Below are 18,810 nucleotides of genomic sequence, written 5' to 3'. Positions count from 1 at the left end.
ACATGACTAAGAAAGTCGTCACCATCACACTCAACCCTGCGCTGGATCTCACTGGTAGCCTGAGCACGCTCAACGTGGGCTCAGTGAGCCTGGTGAAAGAGAGCAATCTTCACGCGGCAGGTAAAGGCGTCAACGTTGCCAAAGTACTGAGCGACCTTGGCGCAGAGGTTACGGTTACTGGTTTCCTTGGCCGAGACAATCAGGAAATGTTCTGCCAGCTGTTTGCTGAAATGGGTGCCAACGACCAATTTGTGCGCATCGACGGCGCGACCCGCATCAACGTCAAACTGGTTGAAGCGAACGGTGAAGTCAGCGACATCAACTTCCCGGGTATTCAGGTGCTTCCTGAAGACATCGCAGTATTTGAGCACACCCTGATGGCTCTGGCTGAGGAACACGAATACTTCGTCATGGCGGGCAGTCTGCCATCCGGAGTGTCACCTGAGCTGTGCGCTTCGTGGATTGAAAAGCTGCACGCGCTGGGCAAGAAGGTTCTGTTTGATAGCAGCCGCGACGCCCTGGCCGCAGGACTGAACGCACAACCCTGGCTGATTAAGCCAAACGATGAAGAACTTTCTCAATTTGTGGGACGTGAACTTCACTCTCCGCAAGAGTGCCGCAGCGCTGCTGAACATCTGGCAGACAAAGGTATCGAGAATATTGTGGTTTCCATGGGTGCCGACGGCACCATGTGGTTAAACCAAGGTGAATGGCTTCACGCTAAGCCGCCACGCATGAGTGTTGTCAGTACCGTTGGTGCGGGCGATACCCTGGTAGCTGGTTTGTGCTGGGGTCATATGCAAGCCATGAATAAAGAAGAACTGATCACGTTTGCCACTGCCCTGTCTGCTCTTGCAGTTACGCAGGTAGGTGTTGGTGTACCAAGCGTTGAGCAATTAGTCACCCTACAAAAAGAAATCCAATTACAACCAGTTAGTGTTGCCACTAACAACTAAGGACAGAAGGTCGCATCTATGAATATTGCCATTATTACTGCGTGCCCTAGCGGCGTTGCAAATAGCATTATCGCTGCTGGTCTGCTTGAACAGGCAGCAAAATCCCTCAACTGGACAGCAGCTGTTGAATGCCATTCATCCGTGCTGGAAGGACACACACTTACCGACGCTGAAATCGCAGCGGCAGAGCTGGTAATTGTCGCGGCAAATACGCCTATCGACACCACTCGTTTCGTCGGTAAAAAAGTCTATCAAAGCGAAATCTCAGCATGCACAAGCGATCCGGTTGCCTACCTGAAAGCGGCTGCAGAGCAAGCCTCTGAACTTTCCGCGTCAGCTGCGACTACGTACCAAGCGCCGGTTGCTGCAGTTTCGGAAGGCGTTAAGAAAATTGTCGCGATCACCGCATGTCCGACAGGCGTGGCGCACACTTTCATGGCGGCAGAAGCTCTGGAAGAGGAAGGTAAGCGTCGTGGTCACCAAATCAAAGTGGAAACACGCGGTTCTGTTGGCGCCAAAAACCAGCTGACTGAGCAAGAAATTGCTGAAGCGGATTTAGTGATCATTGCGGCAGACATCGAAGTACCACTGGACCGTTTCAACGGTAAGAAAATGTACCGTACCAAGACAGGTCCTGCGCTGAAGAAAACCTCAGAAGAGATGGATAAAGCGTTCGCCCAGGCAACTGTTTATCAACACTCTGGTACCGCAAACTCTTCAGCAGCAACAGAAGAGAAAAAAGGCGTCTACAAACACCTGATGACTGGCGTATCACACATGCTGCCAGTAGTGGTTGCCGGTGGTTTGATCATCGCATTGTCATTCGTGTTCGGTATCGAAGCGTTTAAAGAAGAAGGCACACTGGCCGCTGCGCTGATGTCTATCGGTGGTGGGTCGGCCTTCGCACTGATGATTCCGGTTCTTGCAGGTTACATCGCGTTCTCCATCGCTGACCGTCCGGGGCTTGCACCGGGTTTGATCGGCGGTATGTTGGCAAGCTCTATCGGTTCAGGTTTCCTGGGTGGTATCGCTGCGGGTTTCATCGCGGGTTACTCAGCCAAATTCATTGCCGATAAAGTTCAGTTGCCACAATCCATGGAAGCACTGAAACCTATTCTGATCATTCCTTTTGTAGCCAGCTTAGTGACTGGTCTGGTGATGATTTACGTGGTGGGCGGTCCGGTTGCGGGCATCATGTCAGCAATGACTGAATTCCTGAATAACATGGGCTCAGCAAACGCTGTTCTCCTGGGTATTATCCTTGGCGCAATGATGTGTTTCGACCTGGGTGGTCCGGTAAACAAAGCTGCATATACCTTTGGTGTTGGCCTGCTGGCTTCACAAACTTACGCACCAATGGCTGCCATCATGGCCGCGGGTATGGTTCCGGCTCTGGGTATGGGGCTGGCTACATTCCTGGCTCGCGACAAGTTTGAACCAAGTGAGCGCGAAGCGGGTAAAGCCTCGTTTGTTCTGGGTCTGTGCTTTATCTCAGAAGGTGCTATCCCATTCGCTGCGAAAGATCCAATGCGCGTAATCCCATCATGTATGGTAGGCGGCGCGATTACTGGTGCACTTTCTATGCTGTTCGGTGCAAAACTGATGGCTCCACACGGCGGTCTGTTTGTACTGCTGATTCCAAATGCAATCACCCCTGTACTGATGTACCTGGTTGCGATTGCTGTGGGTACCGTTGTAACAGGCGCAGGCTACGCATTCCTGAAGTCTCGCGCTCAAGCGAAAGACACCGTTACCGCTTAATGTTCCCGTATTGGAGCCAACTACCGATCTTGGCTCCCCTTAAAAGTCCCCTCGACTTTTGCCAGTGAGTGTTTTACTCACTGGCTTTTTTCCATTCAGCACGCATAAAAAAAGCCAACATCTGTTGGCTTTTCATTTATCAGTTCAACCCGCTTATTTGTGCTTAGGCTGAACAAATTTGCGGCTAACATCCACGACAGCAACGTCTTTAAAGAAGCTGCGCCCCAACAGAAGCGGGTAAGTCAGATGGGTTCGGTCAGCGAGTGTAAACTCGGTTTTCTCTTTTAGGTCACCGATCTGAATCCAGGCCACCACGACCGCGCGGCGCTGCGTGTCATCAGTGCTTGACTGGCGAATATGAACCCAACGTTCAACCGGAAGACTGGTTTCCTCACTCTTGATGCCTTCGTGTTCAATGCGGAATTTCACCCAGTCCTTGCCATCGCGTTCAAACGGAACCACATCGACAGCACTGATAGACGAAGTGGTTGCCCCGGTATCAATACGAGCCAAGAAGTTTTCTTTCAAACCCGGAACATAAACCCATTCTTTTTCGCCCAGAATGAGCTTGCCGTCAGAAGTTTTCGTCGCTTTGAGCACGACCACTTCTTTCTTCACCTCTTTTTTCGGCTCTTCGGCTTTGGGTTCAGACTTGGTATCAGCCACATCCTTGGCGCTTTCGGTTGCTTCCTGCTTAGGTTGTTCAACTTGAGTGGTTTGTTCCTTTTGATCCACATTGGCCGATGGTTCAGTCGACGTCGTTGCACAAGCAACCAGACCACCACTGAGCATCAGAGGAACCAGGAGTTTCCATTGTTGTTTCATTCATTCACCTAATCAAACTACTAACGTTATGAGACTTTAACTATCGCATCCGCAACGTAAGGAATATCTTTCTCCGTCAGGCCTGCGATATTGATACGGCCATCCGCCACACCATAAATACCGAACTCTTCTCGCAAACGAGCCATTTGCTCTGGCGCAAACCCCAGGACCGTAAACATGCCCTTGTGGCTTTCGATAAAGTCGAATTGTGCCGTATTATGTTGATTTCTCAACTCTTTACACAAGGTTTGACGAAGGCTTAACAAACGTTGTTGCATTTCACTCAGCTCTTGCTTCCAAATAGCCGTAAGCTGTTCGTTTTGTAACACGGTTTTGACAAGCGCAGCGCCATGATCTGGCGGCATGGTGTAGGTGGAACGTGCCAGCGTCAGCATTTTGCCTCGCGCATTCGCGACATCGTTGGCATTTTTGCCCAACACGATAGCGACGCCAGTGCGCTCGCGATACAGACCGAAATTCTTCGAACAAGATGATGTCACCAACATCTCTTCGACATTGCTTGCCATGTGGCGCACCCCTTTCGCGTCTTCTTCCAACCCATCACCAAAGCCTTGATAGGCAATGTCGACAAACGGAATAAAACCATTTTTCTGTGACAGTTCGGTAATTGCCTGCCAAGCTGCAAAATCGATGTCAGCTCCCGTTGGGTTATGACAACAACCGTGCAGCAGAACCACATCTTTCGGACCGGCATGTGCCAAATCGCTCAGCATGCGGTCGGTATCCACCATTTTGGTATCGCGGCTGAAGTAAGCATAGTACTTGACCTTCAGGCCTGCTGCTTCCATCACGGGTTTGTGGTTCACATAGCTCGGATCCGTGATCCAGACAGTTGTCTCAGGCTGCGCGACACGCATCAGGTCACCCAACATACGTAGCGCGCCACTGGCGCCCGGAGTTTGAATAGCCGTCACACGTTCATTGACCAGTGACTCGCCCAGCACCAGGTTCAGCATGCTGCGGTTAAACTCTTCGCAGCCAGCGAGGCCAACGTAAGATTTGGTTTTCTGTGTGGATACGACGATGTCCTGTGCCTGTTGCACAGCGCGCATGATTGGCGTTTCGCCTTGGCTGTTTTTGTACACGCCGATGCCAAGATCCACTTTTTCAGAACGAGGATCATTTCGGTAAGCAACGGACAAAGAGAGAATTGGATCTAAAGCTGGTGTTGGTAAGTGGGAAAACATGAAAGTCACAACCCTTTGAAATTCAAGTATGACTTTCAGTAAACACCAGATACGCGAAAACCTAAAGCGATTTTTACAATTTGAAGCAATGGATGACTTGATTGCTGCTGCCCCGCCAGTCAAGGCTCGGGTCAGCGTGTTCTTTCTCGAACTTACCGTCGATTAACACATCAATAAGTTCAACCACATCGCGCTGCGCGTCATTGAGTTCAGCCAGCAAATAGCCCGTCCAGAGCCAGATATCTTTGCCCGGGCACTCTGCCCTCACCCGCTGCACGAGTTTAAGCACCGATGTGACATTTTGCGGATGTAACGGATCGCCACCAGACAGTGACAAACCGCGGCGGAAAATCCGGCTATCGTTGAGATCGCGAATGATTTGGTCTTCCATGTCCGGAGTAAACGGATGACCAGAGTCGAGTGGCCAGGTGCTTTGGTTATAGCAACCACGGCACTGATGAACGCAGCCGGAAACGAACAGCGTACAGCGCGTTCCCGGCCCGTTGACCACATCAATCGGATAGTATTGATGATAATTCATAGCGTTACAGGTGTTTGACTCGGCGTTTTACTTCTTCCTGTTTACCGAAGTTGAACGGCCGTGCATCCGGGCTGCCGAGATAACCACACACACGGCGGGTAACGGAAACTTTGCTTGAATCATGGTTGCCGCATTTAGGACACACGAAGCCCTTACTGGTGCAGTCAAACTCACCGGTGTAACCACACTCGTAACACTCATCAATCGGCGTATTGGTTCCGTAGTAAGGCACGCGGGTGTAGCTGTAGTCCCAAACGTTTTCCAGAGCTTCGATATTACGTTGCATGTTCGGGAACTCACCGTAACAGATGAAGCCGCCGCTTGAGATATGCGGGTACGGCAATTCAAAGTCGATCTTGTCGTACGGGTTCACTTTCTTCTCGACATCCAGGTGGAAGCTGTTGGTGTAATAGCCTTTGTCGGTAACCCCTGCAATCACACCAAACTCTTTGGTATCGATGCGGCAGAAACGGCTGCACAAGTTTTCACTCGGGGTGCCATACAGGCTGAATGCATAACCTGTTTCTTCTTTCCAACTGTCTACCGCGTCACGCAGTTTACGGATGATGTTGACCGCATGTTCACGCAATTCGCTGTCATCGTATACGTGCTTGTCCTGACCAAACAGAGCATTAATCGTTTCGTGTACACCGATGTAGCCCAGTGAAATTGAGGCACGACCGTTTTTGAAGATCTGCGCAATCGAATCATTGGCATTCAAACGCACACCACACGCGCCTTCCATGTACAGAATCGGTGCAACGCGCGCTTTCACATTTTCCAGGCGGCTGATGCGAGTTTCCAGTGCACGGCGAGCCAGTTTCAGTTTGTCATCCAGCAGCTCGTAGAACTTGTTGAGATCACCCTTCGCTTTAATTGCAATGCGAGGCAGGTTCAGGCTGACAACACCAAGGTTGTTACGCCCTTCATGGACCAACTCACCATTCTCTTCATAGGTATTGAGGAAACTGCGGCAACCCATCGGCGTTTTGAATGAACCAGTCACTTCCACCACTTTGTCGTAGTTCAGAATGTCCGGATACATGCGTTTCGACGCACAGTCGAGCGCCAACTGTTTGATGTCGTAGTTGGGATCACCTGCTTTGTGGTTAAGACCATCTTTGATGGCAAACACCAGTTTAGGGAACACAGCCGTTTTACGGTTTTTACCCAAGCCTGCAATGCGATTTTTCAGAATCGATTTTTGGATCAAACGCGATTCCCAGCTGGTGCCCAGACCAAAGCCGAAAGTCACAAACGGAGTCTGGCCATTAGCGGTATGCAGCGTGTTGACTTCGTATTCCAATGACTGGAACGCGTCATAACACTCTTTCTCTGTACGGGCGCTGGCAAACTCTTCCGGACTGTGAATATCCCACTCTTTCGCGATCTCCAGATGTTTCTGATAGCTTGCGGTGACATAAGGTGCCAACACTTCATCGATACGGTTGATGGTCGTACCGCCGTAAATGTGGCTCGCGGCCTGGGCAATGATCTGTGCAGTCACTGCCGTCGCGGTTGAAATGGATTTTGGCGTATCGATTTCCGCGTTACCCATTTTAAAACCGTGGGTCAGCATGCCTTTGAGGTCGATCAGCATGCAGTTAAACATAGGGAAGAATGGTGCGTAATCGAGATCGTGATAGTGAAGGTCGCCCTCTTCGTGAGCCTGGACAATATCGCGCGGCAAAATACGCGTCTTCGCATAGTGTTTTGCCACGATACCTGCCAACAAATCACGTTGAGTCGGAATCACTTTGCCATCTTTGTTGGCGTTTTCGTTCAGCAGATCCGCATTGCTTTCCTGAATCAGGCCTTCGATCTCCTGAGTCAGTTTGCTCTGCTTCTCACGCGCGATGTCGCGATCATGTCGGTATTCAATGTATGAACGAGCTAATGCTTTGTAAGGCCCTTGCATTAGCTCGTTCTCTACCAGTGTCTGAATTTCTGCGATATGAACTTCATCGTATTCTTTGAGTTTGAGCTCGACCGCGAGCGCAACATTTAGCGCGTATATGGCGATTTCACTGCTGACTTCGTCTGCGGCACTTTCGACCGCAGCCTGGATACGATCTCGGTTAAACGGGGCTTTTGAGCCGTCGCGTTTGATTACGATAGGTTTCACCTTGTCTCCTTACCCCAGCATATTCACAGGATTATCCACAAATACACTATATAGGGCTTACCTTTATCCAACTGACACTATATGTTGTGTCGTATTAGACGAGATGACATAGGAAAAAGTATTGATTTAGATCAAGCGATCAGGGCCTATGGACAAGAACAAATCGATCTTATAGCTTGAGATCTCAAAGCTGAAAGAAACCCTAGAAACACTTTATTTTGTGATAAAAATAATTGCTTTTTGTGGAACACTGACAGCACGTGCTCTGAACAGAATCAATAAGAAGAAATGCGATGAAACGAAACAAAATCACCGCGATTTTAACGTCAGCCATACTGCTCACACTTTCTCCATGGGTATCGGCCAATACCTTGACCGTGAGCAGTTGGAATATCGAATGGCTGACGCTGAATCCGTCTGCACCGAAAGATAAAGGTAAACGCTCCGAGCAGGACTTCACCGCGCTCAGGCAACACTTTGCGAAGCTCAATAGTGATGTTCTGGCTTTTCAGGAAGTGGATAGCATCGACGCAGTGGAAAACGTGGTGGGGCCAGGCTATCACGTTGTACTGTCTGATCGCTCGCGGCCTAATTACGCCGGGCACCAGTTCGGTGACATCAATCAATACACTGGATTTGCCGTACGAAACGGAGTTCCGTTTCGCGATCCACCAGACATCGACTTATACGACAAAAGTAATCACAAGCTGAGGTTTGCGGCTTATATCGTGCTCTATCCGGATACACCAAGCGCGCTGCACACATTATCGGTGCATTTAAAAGCGGGTTGCTCCGGCAAGTTTCAGTCAAACCAGTCGAGTTGCCAGACACTGCTCAAGCAAGGTAAGGCACTGAATGCTTGGATCAAGCAACGCGAGTCGAAGCAGGAAGCATATCTGATCATGGGCGATTTCAATCACAACCTTGCGTATCGTGGTGATTGGTTGTGGCAAGCCATGACGCAAGGAACGAATGCAGAACCGACACTTGCCAGCCGCCAAACCCAAGCGACCTGCAAAGTGCGCTCCCGTCAGCAAGCCAATAAATTGCATCAGTTCCGTTCGTTGATTGATCACATCATCATCAGCCCTAACCTCAAAGCAGACGCACCCCAACAGGTTAACTTTGATAGCCAGCAGGTACTGCGCTACCAACTGAGCGATCATTGTCCGCTGAGCAGTCAAGTGAGCTGGTAGCCATAAAAAAGCCCCGCCATCTTTGGCGGGGCAAGACACAAGTTACTCAAATCTATCGTTATCGCTTATGCTTCATTGCTGAAGTTCAAAGCGTTTTTTCATCACCACATAGTATAGGACGGGAATAACCAACAAGGTTAATATTGTTGAAACAAAAATCCCGAAAATCAGACTGATAGCCAAACCGTTGAAGATCGGATCGTCCAGAATGAACATCGCGCCAATCATCGCCGCCAAAGCGGTCAACATGATGGGTTTTGCCCGCACTGCCGCGGATTGAATCACCGCTTCTGAAAACGCTACGCCCTGTTCGACCTGTTGATTAATGAAATCCACCAGCAGAATCGAGTTACGCACAATGATGCCGGCCAAGGCAATCATGCCGATCATCGATGTGGCGGTGAACTGCGCGCCAAGCATGGCATGGCCGGGCATCACACCAATAATGGTGAGCGGAATCGGCGCCATGATGATGAGCGGTACCAAATAGGATTTAAACTGTGCGACGACGAGCAGATAGATCAAAATCATACCCACCGCATAGGCAATCCCCATGTCACGGAATGTTTCGTAGGTAATGGTCCATTCCCCATCCCACAATACCGCCACGCCGCTCAGACCATCCGGTTGATAAATATAGTACTGCTCCAGATTCATCTGCTGATCAAGCGCCGAACCAATGCTGAACATGCCGTACAGCGGGCTATCAATATCACCCGTCATGTCGCCCACCACCATCACCATAGGCACCATGTTTTTGTGCACGATATAATCTTCCATTCGGGTCTGTTTGACACTGACCAGTTCTGATAGTGCATAGGCCTGTCCGCTCTGGCTGGATACATGCATGTTCAGCACTTGTTCAAGACGCACTTTCGCTGTTTCACTTGCCTGGATCTGCACCGGAATCGGGTATTTATTGTGTTCACTGTGCAGATAAGTGACTGGTTTACCACCCACTGCCGTCGCTAACGCGTCCACAATGGCTGAGTAAGGGACTGCCAGACGCGCCGCTTTGCTGCGATCGATATTCACCTGCCACTTCTGATGCGATTCCGGCAGATACATATCGACATCGACAATATCCTGAGTCTCACGGAAGATTTCACGCACCTGGCGTGCCGCCTGATTGCGAATTTCCGGTGTCGGACCATACACTTCCGCCAGAATTGGTGACCATACAGGCGGACCCGGCGGGACTTCGACCACTTTCACCTTACCGCCAAACTTCAAAGCAACCTGATTCAGCACGGGGCGAATGGAACTGGCAATTTCATGGCTGTCGCGGTCACGCTCCTTACGTCCAACCAAATTGACTTGAATGTCACCCTGATTGGCTTGTTCCCGCATAAAGTAGTGACGAACCAGTCCGTTGAAGTTGATCGGCGCCGCCGTACCTGCATAAATCTGGTAACCAGTCACTTCAGGCACCTTATTCAGTTCCTGTCCCATATCAAACAGCACGCGCTGAGTACGCTCAAGTGATGTGCCTTCCGGCATATCCAGCACCACCTGAAACTCTGACTTGTTATCAAACGGCAGCATTTTCAGCACTACGGCTTCAAATACAGGCAGCAAAACCGAACCTGCGATCAATGCCAATACAGCGAGCAGCAGCATAAAGCGGTTACGGGTTTGGTGTTTGGCGGTGACAAACGGCGTCATAATGCGATGGAATACAGAGCTCGCGGCTTTCCCTTCGCTATCGTGTTGGGCGGGTTTCAACAGATGTCCGGCAAGCCATGGAGAAACCACAAAAGCCACCGCCAGAGAAATGAGCATCCCCATCGACGCGTTAATCGGAATCGGGCTCATGTACGGCCCCATTAAGCCGCTGACAAACGCCATCGGCAACAGAGCGGCGATAACCGTTAGCGTTGCCAGAATAGTCGGGCCGCCCACTTCATCAACCGCAGGCGGAATCAACTCTGCCAGTTTGCGTTTGCCCATCGACATATGACGGTGAATGTTCTCCACCACCACGATCGCATCATCAACCAATATCCCGATGGAAAAGATCAATGCGAACAGCGACACGCGGTTGAGGGTAAAGCCCCAGGCCCATGAAGCAAACAGGGTGATCATCAACGTCACGATCACCGCCAGCCCCACCACAATCGCTTCGCGCCAACCCATAGTCAGCAAGACCAGAATCACGACAGCGGTGGTGGCAAATGCCAGCTTACCAATCAGGGTGTTACTTTTATCTGCGGCGGTTTTACCGTAATCACGGGTGATTTCAACCTTGATACCATGCGGAATCAGCTGGTTTTGCAGCTCAGCCACTCGGGTTTCCACTGCTTTGGCGACGTCTACCGCGTTTTCACCGCTCTTCTTAGCAATCGCCAGAGTTACGGCCGGGTAGATCCCGTTCTTATCACTGGTCCAGACATTCTGGGTTGCGGTATTCACACTCAGCCCAACGGCCGCGATGTCTTCCAAGTAAACAGGCAGACCATTGTGCACGCCAACCACCAACTGTTTAACGTCCTCAACATGCGTCAAAAATTGACCGATTTGCAGCGGCAAGGTCTGATTATCACTGGTCAGTTGCAACATCGTTGAGCGAGCATTCGCAGACGGAATACTCTGGTTGAGCTGATCGATAGTGATGCCAAAACTGTTCATTTTCGCAGGATCCAGACGCACATCGACAATGGTGTTGTGCCCGCCCACCGTGTAGATGTCACGAGTGCCTTTAATGCGCTTGAGTTCCGTTTCCAACCCATGCGCGACCTGAGTGAGCTGTTGCTGGTCATAATGACCAGATTGGTCAGACAATGTGATATTTACGATCGGGACATCTTCAATGCCTTTGGGTTTGATAATGGGTTCACCGACGCCCACACCTTGCGGCATCCAGTCTTTGTTGGAATAGAGCTTGTTATAGATGCGCACCACCGCATCATTGCGCGATACGCCAACCTTAAAGATCGCGACGATCATGGCGCCATCGGGCTGGGAAAAGGAATAGATTTTATCGATACCCTGAATTTCAGAGACGATTTGCTCTGCTGGAGTTGTAACCAGACTCTCCACTTCTGCAGGTGTTGCTCCGGGAAACGGAATATAGACATCGGCGAACGTAACATCGATTTGAGGTTCTTCCTCTTTTGGCGTGATGATAACCGCAAACAATCCCATGAGCAGGCCAACCAACGCCAACAAAGGCGTCATGGCCGAATTTTGAAAGGCCGCAGCGATGCGACCCGAAATACCGAGTCGTTTGTCCATATCATTGCCCTTCTGCTGCTAATACCGTGGTTGCAATTACATCCCCGGGTTCTAAGCCCGACAGAACTTCAACGTAGTCTCCGTATGTTTGACCAAGGCGAATCGGATTCAGTATTCGCGCATCGTTGACGATGCGATAAACAGCGCTCAGTTCCGCGCGGCGAATGACCGCAGAGCTCGGCACCAACAGTACGTCCCGGCTGCTGTATTGAAAATCGGTTTTGACCCACATACCTGGCACCAACAGCGGCGTGTTGTCTGGCAACGATAAGCGAATTTTGAAATTGTGGGATTGGGGGTCGGCATAACTGAACAGGCTGTAATCGGTTGGCATCACCGCGTCACCGGACGGCGCGAGAACATGGAACTGCGCCTCCTGTTTCACTTTATCCTGATAGCGCTGGGGAATGTCGGTTTCAACTCTGAGTTTTTCCAGAGAAAAACCGCTGATCAGCGGCGTTCCCGGCGCCACCGTTTCGCCCAGTTCAACATGGCGCTGCGTCACCACGCCGGCATACGGCGCCGTAATGTTGGTGTAACCGAGCGACTCTTTAGCCTGCGCGACCGCTGCCTGGGCCGATTTCACTGACGCAGCTGCGCTGCGCGCGCGCGCTTCGGCGGAATCCATTTGATCGCGCGAGATCGCGCCTTTGGGAAACAACTGGCGATAGCGGTTGACCTGAGCCTGCGCTTCGCGATTTTGTGCCAGCGCACTTGCCAGTTGTGCCTGCGCGGCGTCCAACGATGCCGATTGCTGAACATCACTGATTTCCAGCAAGACCTGACCTTGCGTAACGTGATCATTCACATCAACAAACACACCAATCACCCGACCGGACGTTTGTGCGGCCACCGTTCCCTGATTAACAGGCTCCACGACGCCATCCAGCTGAATCACCTGCGGCATTGGCTCCGATTTGACGGTAAAGACATTGCTTACTACTTCAGCATGCACCAAACCCGATTGGCTCAGTGCTGCCATGATACTCAAAGTTAACCATTTCATCGTGCCAATCTCCTTTGATATTCAGCTGCTTAAAGCATAGTGATGTTAAGCGGTCTGTGTTTGACTCTCTCGGTTATTTTTAACGCAGATCAATAAGTTGGTCGTACCTAAGCCAACCATCATTGATGCGAAGAAGATCCAAACTCCCGGATTACCCAGCGCAAGGCTTGATAAGGCCGGTCCCGGGCAGATACCAGCTAACCCCCAACCAATACCGAAAATCGCCGCCCCACTTATCAGGCGTGAATCCAGAGATTGATTGGTCGCCAGACAAAACTTTTCGGCATTAACAGGTTTACTTTTCGGTTTGATCAGGAAGAAATAAGCCGGCATAAACACCATCAATGCGCCGCCCATGACAAACATTAAACTCGGATCCCAATCACCGGCGACATCAAGAAAGCCCACCACTTTCGCAGGATCTGCCATGCCTGAAATCACCATACCCAAACCAAACAACAGCCCAGCAAACAGAGACGTTACTCGAAACAAAACATTATTCATTGTGATGACCTACTACTGACGTTTTTAAACAAGGTGGAGACGTACAAAGACTGTAACCGCGGCAACAACCATAAAGACACACGTCGCGACTATCGAACGCTTAGACAAACGACCAATGCCACAGATGCCATGGCCACTCGTACAGCCATTTCCTAAACGGGTGCCAATACCAACCAACAGACCCGCAACAGCCAATAGCAGAGAACTGGCGTTAAATTCTGTCGGAATGTGGCTGCCAAATGCCAATACACCTAAAACGCCGCCGGACACCATGCCGACCGCAAACAACAAGCGCCACGCAAAATCACGCGACTTGGGCGTCAACAGCCCGGTTAGAATACCGCTGATACCCGCGATTTTTCCGTTCATGAGCAACATCACTGTCGCTGAAATACCCAATAGCACGCCTCCTAGCAGGGATTCCCAAGGCATGGTAAACGTCATAGTGTCCTCTTATTATCTCTCTGAATTTAAAATACTTAGCCACAGAATACGGTTTGAAGGCTTTGAATCAGTTGCGCAACCCGCGAATCGGCGAGTGAATAGAACACTTGTTGTGATTCTTTTCGCGCTTTGATCAGCTCGTGCTTTCTAAGCACCGTTAAATGCTGAGAAAATGCCGATTGACTGAGTGACGAACTCTGCTGCAACTGCCCGACCCCCACTTCACCTTTGGTGAGTTGGCACAGCACCATCAAACGTTCAGGGTGAGCCATGATTTTCAATAGCTCAGACACTTCCACCGCATTGGACTTCATTTGATCAATATTGACGGCTTCCATCATTATCCCCTTAGTGAACTTGTTGTTTAGATGATACTAATAAACATAAATTAGTCAAACCTTATTTAGATTTTTAAAATTTAGATAAATTAACATTAGACTTTTCTAATTTATATAACTATAGTAAATCCATCATCCAACGGAGGGTATTCACATGACGATTGATAATGGCGTACGAGTAATCGCGGGCAGCATGGTACTGCTTTCTTTGATTTTGACGTTTTATGTTCACCCGAACTTTATCTGGCTCACCGTGTTTGTCGGGGTGAACCTTATCCAAAGTGCGTTTACAGGGATTTGTCCAGCGGCCTACTTTTTGAAAAAACTTGGGTTTAAATAATCAGTCCACACTATGTTTGTAATGTCAGTTGGGCTAGAAAATATTTGGAGTAATTTATGACTAAGATTGTGATTATCGGTGGTGTCGCCGGTGGTGCCTCCGCGGCTGCGCGTGCGCGTCGTTTAAGCGAAGATGCACAAATTATCATGTTTGAACGCGGTCCCTTCGTTTCGTTTGCCAACTGTGGCTTGCCTTATCACATCGGTGGTGACATTAAAGAACGCGCGAATCTACTGCTGCAAACCCCAGAAAGTTTTCTGGCACGTTTTAATGTTGACGTGCGAGTCATGAATGAAGTGGTTCGTATTAATCGTGCAGATAAAACCATCACCGTGCGTAACCTGCTCGATCAATCCGAGTACGAAGAAAGCTACGACTTTCTGTTGCTGAGCCCAGGAGCCGGCCCTATCGTGCCGCCGATCCCGGGTTTGGATAACCCACTCACCCACTCTCTGCGTAACATTCCGGATATGGACCGTATTCTGGAAACCATTCAGATGAACCAGCCTGATCACGCCACGGTCATTGGTGGTGGCTTTATCGGTTTGGAGATGATGGAAGCGTTCCACCAATTGGGTATCAAAACCACGTTGATTGAAATGGCCGATCAGGTGATGACACCGGTTGACCGCGAAATGGCTGGTTTTGCCCACGCAGAAATTCGCGCGAAAGGCATCGACTTGCGTCTGGGTGTAGCGCTGCAAGCGGTAGAGTTCAAACCAGCCACCTCAATGCCAAGCATTGATTCCGGTGAAAATATCGAACATCAACACATGAACGGTGAGCTCGACCTGACATTGAGCAATGGAGAAACACTGACCACCGATATTCTGATCATGGCGATAGGTGTGCGCCCAGAAACCAAACTCGCCGCTGAAGCAGGCCTGCAAATTGGCGAGCTGGGGGGTATTTATACCAACGCACACATGCAAACCAGCGATCCAAACATTTATGCCGTTGGCGACGCAATTGAAGAACAAGACTTTGTGACGGGTCAATCGACCTTAGTGCCACTGGCTGGCCCTGCCAACCGTCAAGGTCGTATGGCCGCAGACAACATGCTTGGTCGCAGCGAAACCTATCAAGGCACTCAAGGTACCGCGATCTGTAAGATCTTCGACTTGGCTGTTGCTTCAACAGGTAAAAACGAGAAGCAACTCAAGCGTGCGGGTATCGAATACGAGAAAGTCTACGTTCATACCGCGAGCCACGCGAGCTACTATCCTGGTGCTGAAATTGTGTCATTCAAAATGCTGTTCGATCCGAAATCAGGCAAGATTTTCGGCGCTCAGGCCGTGGGTAAAGATGGCATCGACAAACGCATCGACGTCATGGCGGTTGCGCAGCGTGCTGGTATGACTGTTGAGCAGCTGCAACATCTTGAGCTGACTTACGCGCCGCCTTACGGCAGTGCAAAAGACGTGATCAACCAAGCAGCATTTGTCGCCACCAACATCATGAAAGGTGATGCAAATGCGATTCACTTTGATGAAATCGACAGCCTCACCGATGAACAAGTGTTGCTCGATGTGCGTAATCCGGGCGAACTGCAAAATGTCGGTTATCTGCCAGGCGCCATCAACATTCCTGTTGACCAACTGCGTCAGCGCATGAACGAACTGCCAAAAGACAAAGAAATCATCATCTACTGTCAGGTCGGTTTGCGCGGCAACGTCGCTTATCGCCAACTCGTCAACAACGGCTACAAAGCTCGCAACTTGCTCGGTGGTTACCGTACCTACCTGTTTGCCAAAGCCTAACGTTGTCGCGTTTTCTTGTTAATAAACAGCCAGCACCTCGTGCTGGCTGTTTTGCACTCAAAACAACCTGCCCTATGAAATGCTTCATACAAACTATTTATTAATGTGAGTGATATGTTCAAAATCGATTAGATTAGGGCGCGCGTAACGGATGTTATTCTGATAAGAAAGGACAACTTAGTGCCCTTATTTTAGTTTGTTGATACGCTAGTTTTTACAGCCATTTTTATCACACGTGATCTTTTCATGTGAATTAACCCAATGATGGGCATTTTTCTTCGTATCTGTTCCACACCCAGTTTTTCCGCCTTTATCCCCACGGTGAACTACACCTGTAGGAGTATGTTTTACTGACATATTATTTCTATACTTAGCTAACTGATTTTATTGGAAAAATGACCAACTTAAGAATTAGTAGCTCAACTTCATCGTGTCAATAATCATCATATTTGGTACCAGATAACTTCGGAAAGTTCGCAGAGTAATATCGTTCAGAACAATGACATAATACTTGTCAGTTTTGCTAAGCTCGATTTTAATCTCACTTTAACGCATCATTAAGATTCAAGAATAGAACATGAAACTGAACGATATGATTGAATGGCAATGGAGCGGTTACGCGTCGTTCCATCAGTCTCGGAAAAACCTGATCATTCACATCGTATTTGTGCCGATGTTTATCATCAGCTTTATCTCTTTCACCCGCTCACTACTTGGATTGGAACTCGTTTCTGCGTTGAGTTCTTTGTTCATCATGGCCTTATCGTTTGGTCTACAAGGTTTAGGACACAGTCAAGAAGTCAATCCGGCGGTGCCATTTACAGGGTTCAAAAATGCCGTCGTTCGTATCTTGCTTGAACAGTTTTATACCTTTCCCCGATTCGTATTGACGGGTAAATGGTATCAAGCACTGCGAGATTCAGATTCTTGAAAATTCGTTACCAATAAAACAAAAAGCCTTTGGAAAAATCCGGAGCACCTCTTGTCTAAACGTTTTCATCCCTTGGCACTGATAACGCCATCGTCTGTTTGAGCCATTCGATAAACTGCCGTTCCAATGCCGTTTCATCGCGCTGCTGACGCAGCAACACATAGTCGTGTCCAGAGAGGCGAAAACCAAACGGTGCGACTAACCGGCCGCGTTCAATCTCATCCATCACTAGCGGATAGGATCCGATGGCGGCGCCCAGCCCATCCTGTGCAGCTTGCAAACAAAAGTAGAAGTGTTCGAAGGTTTGCTCTGCGGCGTCGGTAAACTCACAAGACTGCTCTTCTAACCACTCTTGCCAAGCTAAGGGGCGGGTCTGACTGTGCAGTAACGTCATCGCCTGCTGTTTTGTTTGAACGCTTTGCCAATATTGTGGTGACATCACTGGCCCCACCCACTCGGCTACCAGCGTTTGTTTCTGATAAGGCTGAGTCAGCTCAAAATCATCGCGACGAATGGCTAAATGATATCCTTGAGAACCGAGATTCACCGGTCCGCCAGCGGTCGAAAGCCTGACATCTCCACTCGTTTGCTGATGGAATTGGCTCATACGCGGCATCAGCCAGCGCATGGTTAAAGTCGGTTCACAAGACACTTCCAAATGCGGCAAACGTGCTGTGCGCAACTGTTCCACACCCTTCTCTAAAGAGCTGAACGCCTGGCTGGTGAATGCTCTGAGTTCCATGCCCTCTTGCGTGAGCACGACATGACGCCCCTGCTTGATAAACAAGGGGACACCCAAATAGGTTTCCAGAGTTTTGATCTGTTTACTCACCGCTCCGTGAGTAATGTGCAGGGTATCTGCCGCCTGAGTAAAGCTCGCGCTTTGCGCTGCCACATGGAAAACGTGAAAAGCCTTGAGATGCCGCATCTGTGAATTATTCTCACTTATTGATGTCATTTTTTTCGATTATAGGCGGCCAACGCACGACGTACAATCGGCGCATCACTTCAACTCAAAGGAAATTTGTGATGGATATTTTCACACTCGCTATTGTTGGTCTGCTTATTGTTATCAGCCCAGGTGCTGACTTCGTCTTAGTATTGAAAAACAGCCTATCACATGGTCGCCGTGCAGGCATGTTCAGCGCTCTGGGCATCAGCCTTGCGATTACCGTTCACATTGGTTATTCACTGCTTGGAATCAGTTACCTAATTTCACACAATGAGACACTTTTTAATCTCATCAAATATTCAGGTGCCGTCTACCTGGTTTACTTGGGAATCAAAGGCATATTCTCGGCAAACACCAATACGGTCATCACCGCAGAGCAGGACTGCCATTTACCCGGCTATCGTTATTTCGCTCAGGGCTTTTTGTGCAATGTGCTCAATCCGAAAACCATGCTTTTTTTCCTCAGCATTTTCAGCCAAGTGATTTCTGCTGACGATTCATCGTCTGTGTATGCGCTGACTTATGGCGCTTACATGATTATTCTGCACGGACTGTGGTTTGCATTGGTGGCGACGTTGATGACATCAGCCGCGCTGCAACAAAAGTTGCAACGCATCAAACCGCTGATCAACAAAGCATGTGGAGTGGGATTAGTGACGTTTGGCGCAGCTTTAGCGCTCAAAGCCTGA

The 18,810-nt window shown here is 49.5% G+C and carries 17 protein-coding genes; 7 read left to right on the top strand and 10 right to left on the bottom strand.

The window, feature by feature from the left end; genetic code table 11:
* Nucleotides 1-2: 2 nt before the first annotated feature.
* Nucleotides 3-956, top strand: coding sequence for a 1-phosphofructokinase (gene pfkB / locus JIG40_RS20430; RefSeq protein ID WP_020328462.1), 954 nt, complete (start codon nt 3-5; stop codon nt 954-956).
* 18 nt (nt 957-974) lie between these two features.
* The gene (gene fruA, locus JIG40_RS20425; protein ID WP_032081926.1) at nt 975-2,717 is read left to right on the top strand and encodes a PTS fructose transporter subunit IIBC; all 1,743 of its coding nucleotides are present in this window, start codon (nt 975-977) and stop codon (nt 2,715-2,717) included.
* Nucleotides 2,718-2,870: 153 nt separating this feature from the next.
* On the opposite strand, the gene JIG40_RS20420 is transcribed toward fruA, so the two are convergent.
* From JIG40_RS20420 to nrdD, 4 genes are all read right to left on the bottom strand, one after another.
* A complete protein-coding gene (locus JIG40_RS20420; protein ID WP_032080422.1) occupies nt 2,871-3,542 on the bottom strand; it encodes an ATP-dependent zinc protease in 672 nt (223 codons plus the stop codon).
* Between the two features lie 26 nt (nt 3,543-3,568).
* Complete coding sequence (locus JIG40_RS20415; protein ID WP_199465987.1) at nt 3,569-4,750, bottom strand: amino acid aminotransferase; 1,182 nt, start codon at nt 4,748-4,750, stop codon at nt 3,569-3,571.
* A 73-nt stretch (nt 4,751-4,823) separates the two neighbouring features.
* Nucleotides 4,824-5,291: an anaerobic ribonucleoside-triphosphate reductase-activating protein gene (nrdG, locus tag JIG40_RS20410; RefSeq protein ID WP_024375454.1), complete on the bottom strand. Its 468-nt coding sequence runs from the start codon at nt 5,289-5,291 to the stop codon at nt 4,824-4,826.
* A 4-nt stretch (nt 5,292-5,295) separates the two neighbouring features.
* Complete coding sequence (nrdD, locus tag JIG40_RS20405; RefSeq protein WP_199465986.1) at nt 5,296-7,416, bottom strand: anaerobic ribonucleoside-triphosphate reductase; 2,121 nt, start codon at nt 7,414-7,416, stop codon at nt 5,296-5,298.
* A 293-nt stretch (nt 7,417-7,709) separates the two neighbouring features.
* Here nrdD and JIG40_RS20400 point away from each other — a divergent pair, with 293 nt between their 5' ends.
* Complete coding sequence (locus JIG40_RS20400) at nt 7,710-8,612, top strand: endonuclease/exonuclease/phosphatase family protein (RefSeq protein WP_199465985.1); 903 nt, start codon at nt 7,710-7,712, stop codon at nt 8,610-8,612.
* A 72-nt stretch (nt 8,613-8,684) separates the two neighbouring features.
* Here JIG40_RS20400 and JIG40_RS20395 read toward each other — a convergent pair whose 3' ends face one another.
* The 5 genes from JIG40_RS20395 to JIG40_RS20375 all read right to left on the bottom strand — a co-directional run bounded on the left by JIG40_RS20395 (nt 8,685) and on the right by JIG40_RS20375 (nt 14,138).
* Nucleotides 8,685-11,846 (bottom strand): efflux RND transporter permease subunit, encoded by a 3,162-nt coding sequence (locus tag JIG40_RS20395; protein ID WP_199465984.1) that lies wholly within the window; start codon nt 11,844-11,846, stop codon nt 8,685-8,687.
* Between the two features lies 1 nt (nt 11,847).
* Nucleotides 11,848-12,828, bottom strand: a complete 981-nt coding sequence (locus tag JIG40_RS20390) for an efflux RND transporter periplasmic adaptor subunit (RefSeq protein WP_238855939.1) — start codon at nt 12,826-12,828, stop codon at nt 11,848-11,850.
* Nucleotides 12,829-12,897: 69 nt separating this feature from the next.
* Entirely contained in the window at nt 12,898-13,356 is a 459-nt protein-coding gene (locus tag JIG40_RS20385; protein ID WP_199251574.1) for a YeeE/YedE family protein, read from the bottom strand.
* 24 nt (nt 13,357-13,380) lie between these two features.
* Nucleotides 13,381-13,800: a YeeE/YedE family protein gene (locus JIG40_RS20380; protein ID WP_020432696.1), complete on the bottom strand. Its 420-nt coding sequence runs from the start codon at nt 13,798-13,800 to the stop codon at nt 13,381-13,383.
* A 35-nt stretch (nt 13,801-13,835) separates the two neighbouring features.
* Entirely contained in the window at nt 13,836-14,138 is a 303-nt protein-coding gene (locus JIG40_RS20375; RefSeq protein WP_020328451.1) for a metalloregulator ArsR/SmtB family transcription factor, read from the bottom strand.
* 154 nt (nt 14,139-14,292) lie between these two features.
* Between JIG40_RS20375 and JIG40_RS20370 the strand changes: the two genes are divergently transcribed.
* From JIG40_RS20370 to JIG40_RS20360, 3 genes are all read left to right on the top strand, one after another.
* On the top strand, nt 14,293-14,478 hold the full coding sequence (locus JIG40_RS20370; RefSeq protein WP_020328450.1) for a DUF2892 domain-containing protein: 186 nt from the start codon (nt 14,293-14,295) through the stop codon (nt 14,476-14,478).
* A gap of 56 nt (nt 14,479-14,534) precedes the next feature.
* On the top strand, nt 14,535-16,238 hold the full coding sequence (locus JIG40_RS20365) for an FAD-dependent oxidoreductase (RefSeq protein WP_199465983.1): 1,704 nt from the start codon (nt 14,535-14,537) through the stop codon (nt 16,236-16,238).
* Nucleotides 16,239-16,815: 577 nt separating this feature from the next.
* A complete protein-coding gene (locus tag JIG40_RS20360; RefSeq protein WP_199465982.1) occupies nt 16,816-17,169 on the top strand; it encodes a terminase in 354 nt (117 codons plus the stop codon).
* A 55-nt stretch (nt 17,170-17,224) separates the two neighbouring features.
* Here JIG40_RS20360 and JIG40_RS20355 read toward each other — a convergent pair whose 3' ends face one another.
* The gene (locus JIG40_RS20355; protein ID WP_199465981.1) at nt 17,225-18,097 is read right to left on the bottom strand and encodes a LysR family transcriptional regulator; all 873 of its coding nucleotides are present in this window, start codon (nt 18,095-18,097) and stop codon (nt 17,225-17,227) included.
* 101 nt (nt 18,098-18,198) lie between these two features.
* Here JIG40_RS20355 and JIG40_RS20350 point away from each other — a divergent pair, with 101 nt between their 5' ends.
* The gene (locus JIG40_RS20350) at nt 18,199-18,810 is read left to right on the top strand and encodes a LysE family translocator (protein WP_199465980.1); all 612 of its coding nucleotides are present in this window, start codon (nt 18,199-18,201) and stop codon (nt 18,808-18,810) included.

This window comes from Vibrio sp. bablab_jr001 (assembly GCF_016464285.1).
GTDB classification, from domain to species: domain Bacteria; phylum Pseudomonadota; class Gammaproteobacteria; order Enterobacterales; family Vibrionaceae; genus Vibrio; species Vibrio fluvialis.
The sequence above is the reverse complement of the archived record's forward strand: the minus strand, read 5'-3'. Positions and strand labels throughout refer to the sequence as shown.

What these genes read in the sequence shown, in the direction of transcription:
- fruA (WP_032081926.1), top strand. Translation starts at nt 975, where the DNA reads ATGAATATTGCCATTATTACTGCGTGCCCTAGCGGCGTTGCAAATAGC.
- JIG40_RS20380 (WP_020432696.1), bottom strand. Translation starts at nt 13,800, where the DNA reads ATGACGTTTACCATGCCTTGGGAATCCCTGCTAGGAGGCGTGCTATTG.
- JIG40_RS20365 (WP_199465983.1), top strand. Translation starts at nt 14,535, where the DNA reads ATGACTAAGATTGTGATTATCGGTGGTGTCGCCGGTGGTGCCTCCGCG.
- JIG40_RS20385 (WP_199251574.1), bottom strand. Translation starts at nt 13,356, where the DNA reads ATGAATAATGTTTTGTTTCGAGTAACGTCTCTGTTTGCTGGGCTGTTG.
- JIG40_RS20355 (WP_199465981.1), bottom strand. Translation starts at nt 18,097, where the DNA reads ATGCGGCATCTCAAGGCTTTTCACGTTTTCCATGTGGCAGCGCAAAGC.
- JIG40_RS20390 (WP_238855939.1), bottom strand. Translation starts at nt 12,828, where the DNA reads ATGGCAGCACTGAGCCAATCGGGTTTGGTGCATGCTGAAGTAGTAAGC.
- pfkB (WP_020328462.1), top strand. Translation starts at nt 3, where the DNA reads ATGACTAAGAAAGTCGTCACCATCACACTCAACCCTGCGCTGGATCTC.
- nrdG (WP_024375454.1), bottom strand. Translation starts at nt 5,291, where the DNA reads ATGAATTATCATCAATACTATCCGATTGATGTGGTCAACGGGCCGGGA.
- JIG40_RS20415 (WP_199465987.1), bottom strand. Translation starts at nt 4,750, where the DNA reads ATGTTTTCCCACTTACCAACACCAGCTTTAGATCCAATTCTCTCTTTG.
- JIG40_RS20420 (WP_032080422.1), bottom strand. Translation starts at nt 3,542, where the DNA reads ATGAAACAACAATGGAAACTCCTGGTTCCTCTGATGCTCAGTGGTGGT.
- JIG40_RS20350 (WP_199465980.1), top strand. Translation starts at nt 18,199, where the DNA reads ATGGATATTTTCACACTCGCTATTGTTGGTCTGCTTATTGTTATCAGC.
- JIG40_RS20370 (WP_020328450.1), top strand. Translation starts at nt 14,293, where the DNA reads ATGACGATTGATAATGGCGTACGAGTAATCGCGGGCAGCATGGTACTG.
- JIG40_RS20375 (WP_020328451.1), bottom strand. Translation starts at nt 14,138, where the DNA reads ATGGAAGCCGTCAATATTGATCAAATGAAGTCCAATGCGGTGGAAGTG.
- JIG40_RS20360 (WP_199465982.1), top strand. Translation starts at nt 16,816, where the DNA reads ATGAAACTGAACGATATGATTGAATGGCAATGGAGCGGTTACGCGTCG.
- JIG40_RS20395 (WP_199465984.1), bottom strand. Translation starts at nt 11,846, where the DNA reads ATGGACAAACGACTCGGTATTTCGGGTCGCATCGCTGCGGCCTTTCAA.
- JIG40_RS20400 (WP_199465985.1), top strand. Translation starts at nt 7,710, where the DNA reads ATGAAACGAAACAAAATCACCGCGATTTTAACGTCAGCCATACTGCTC.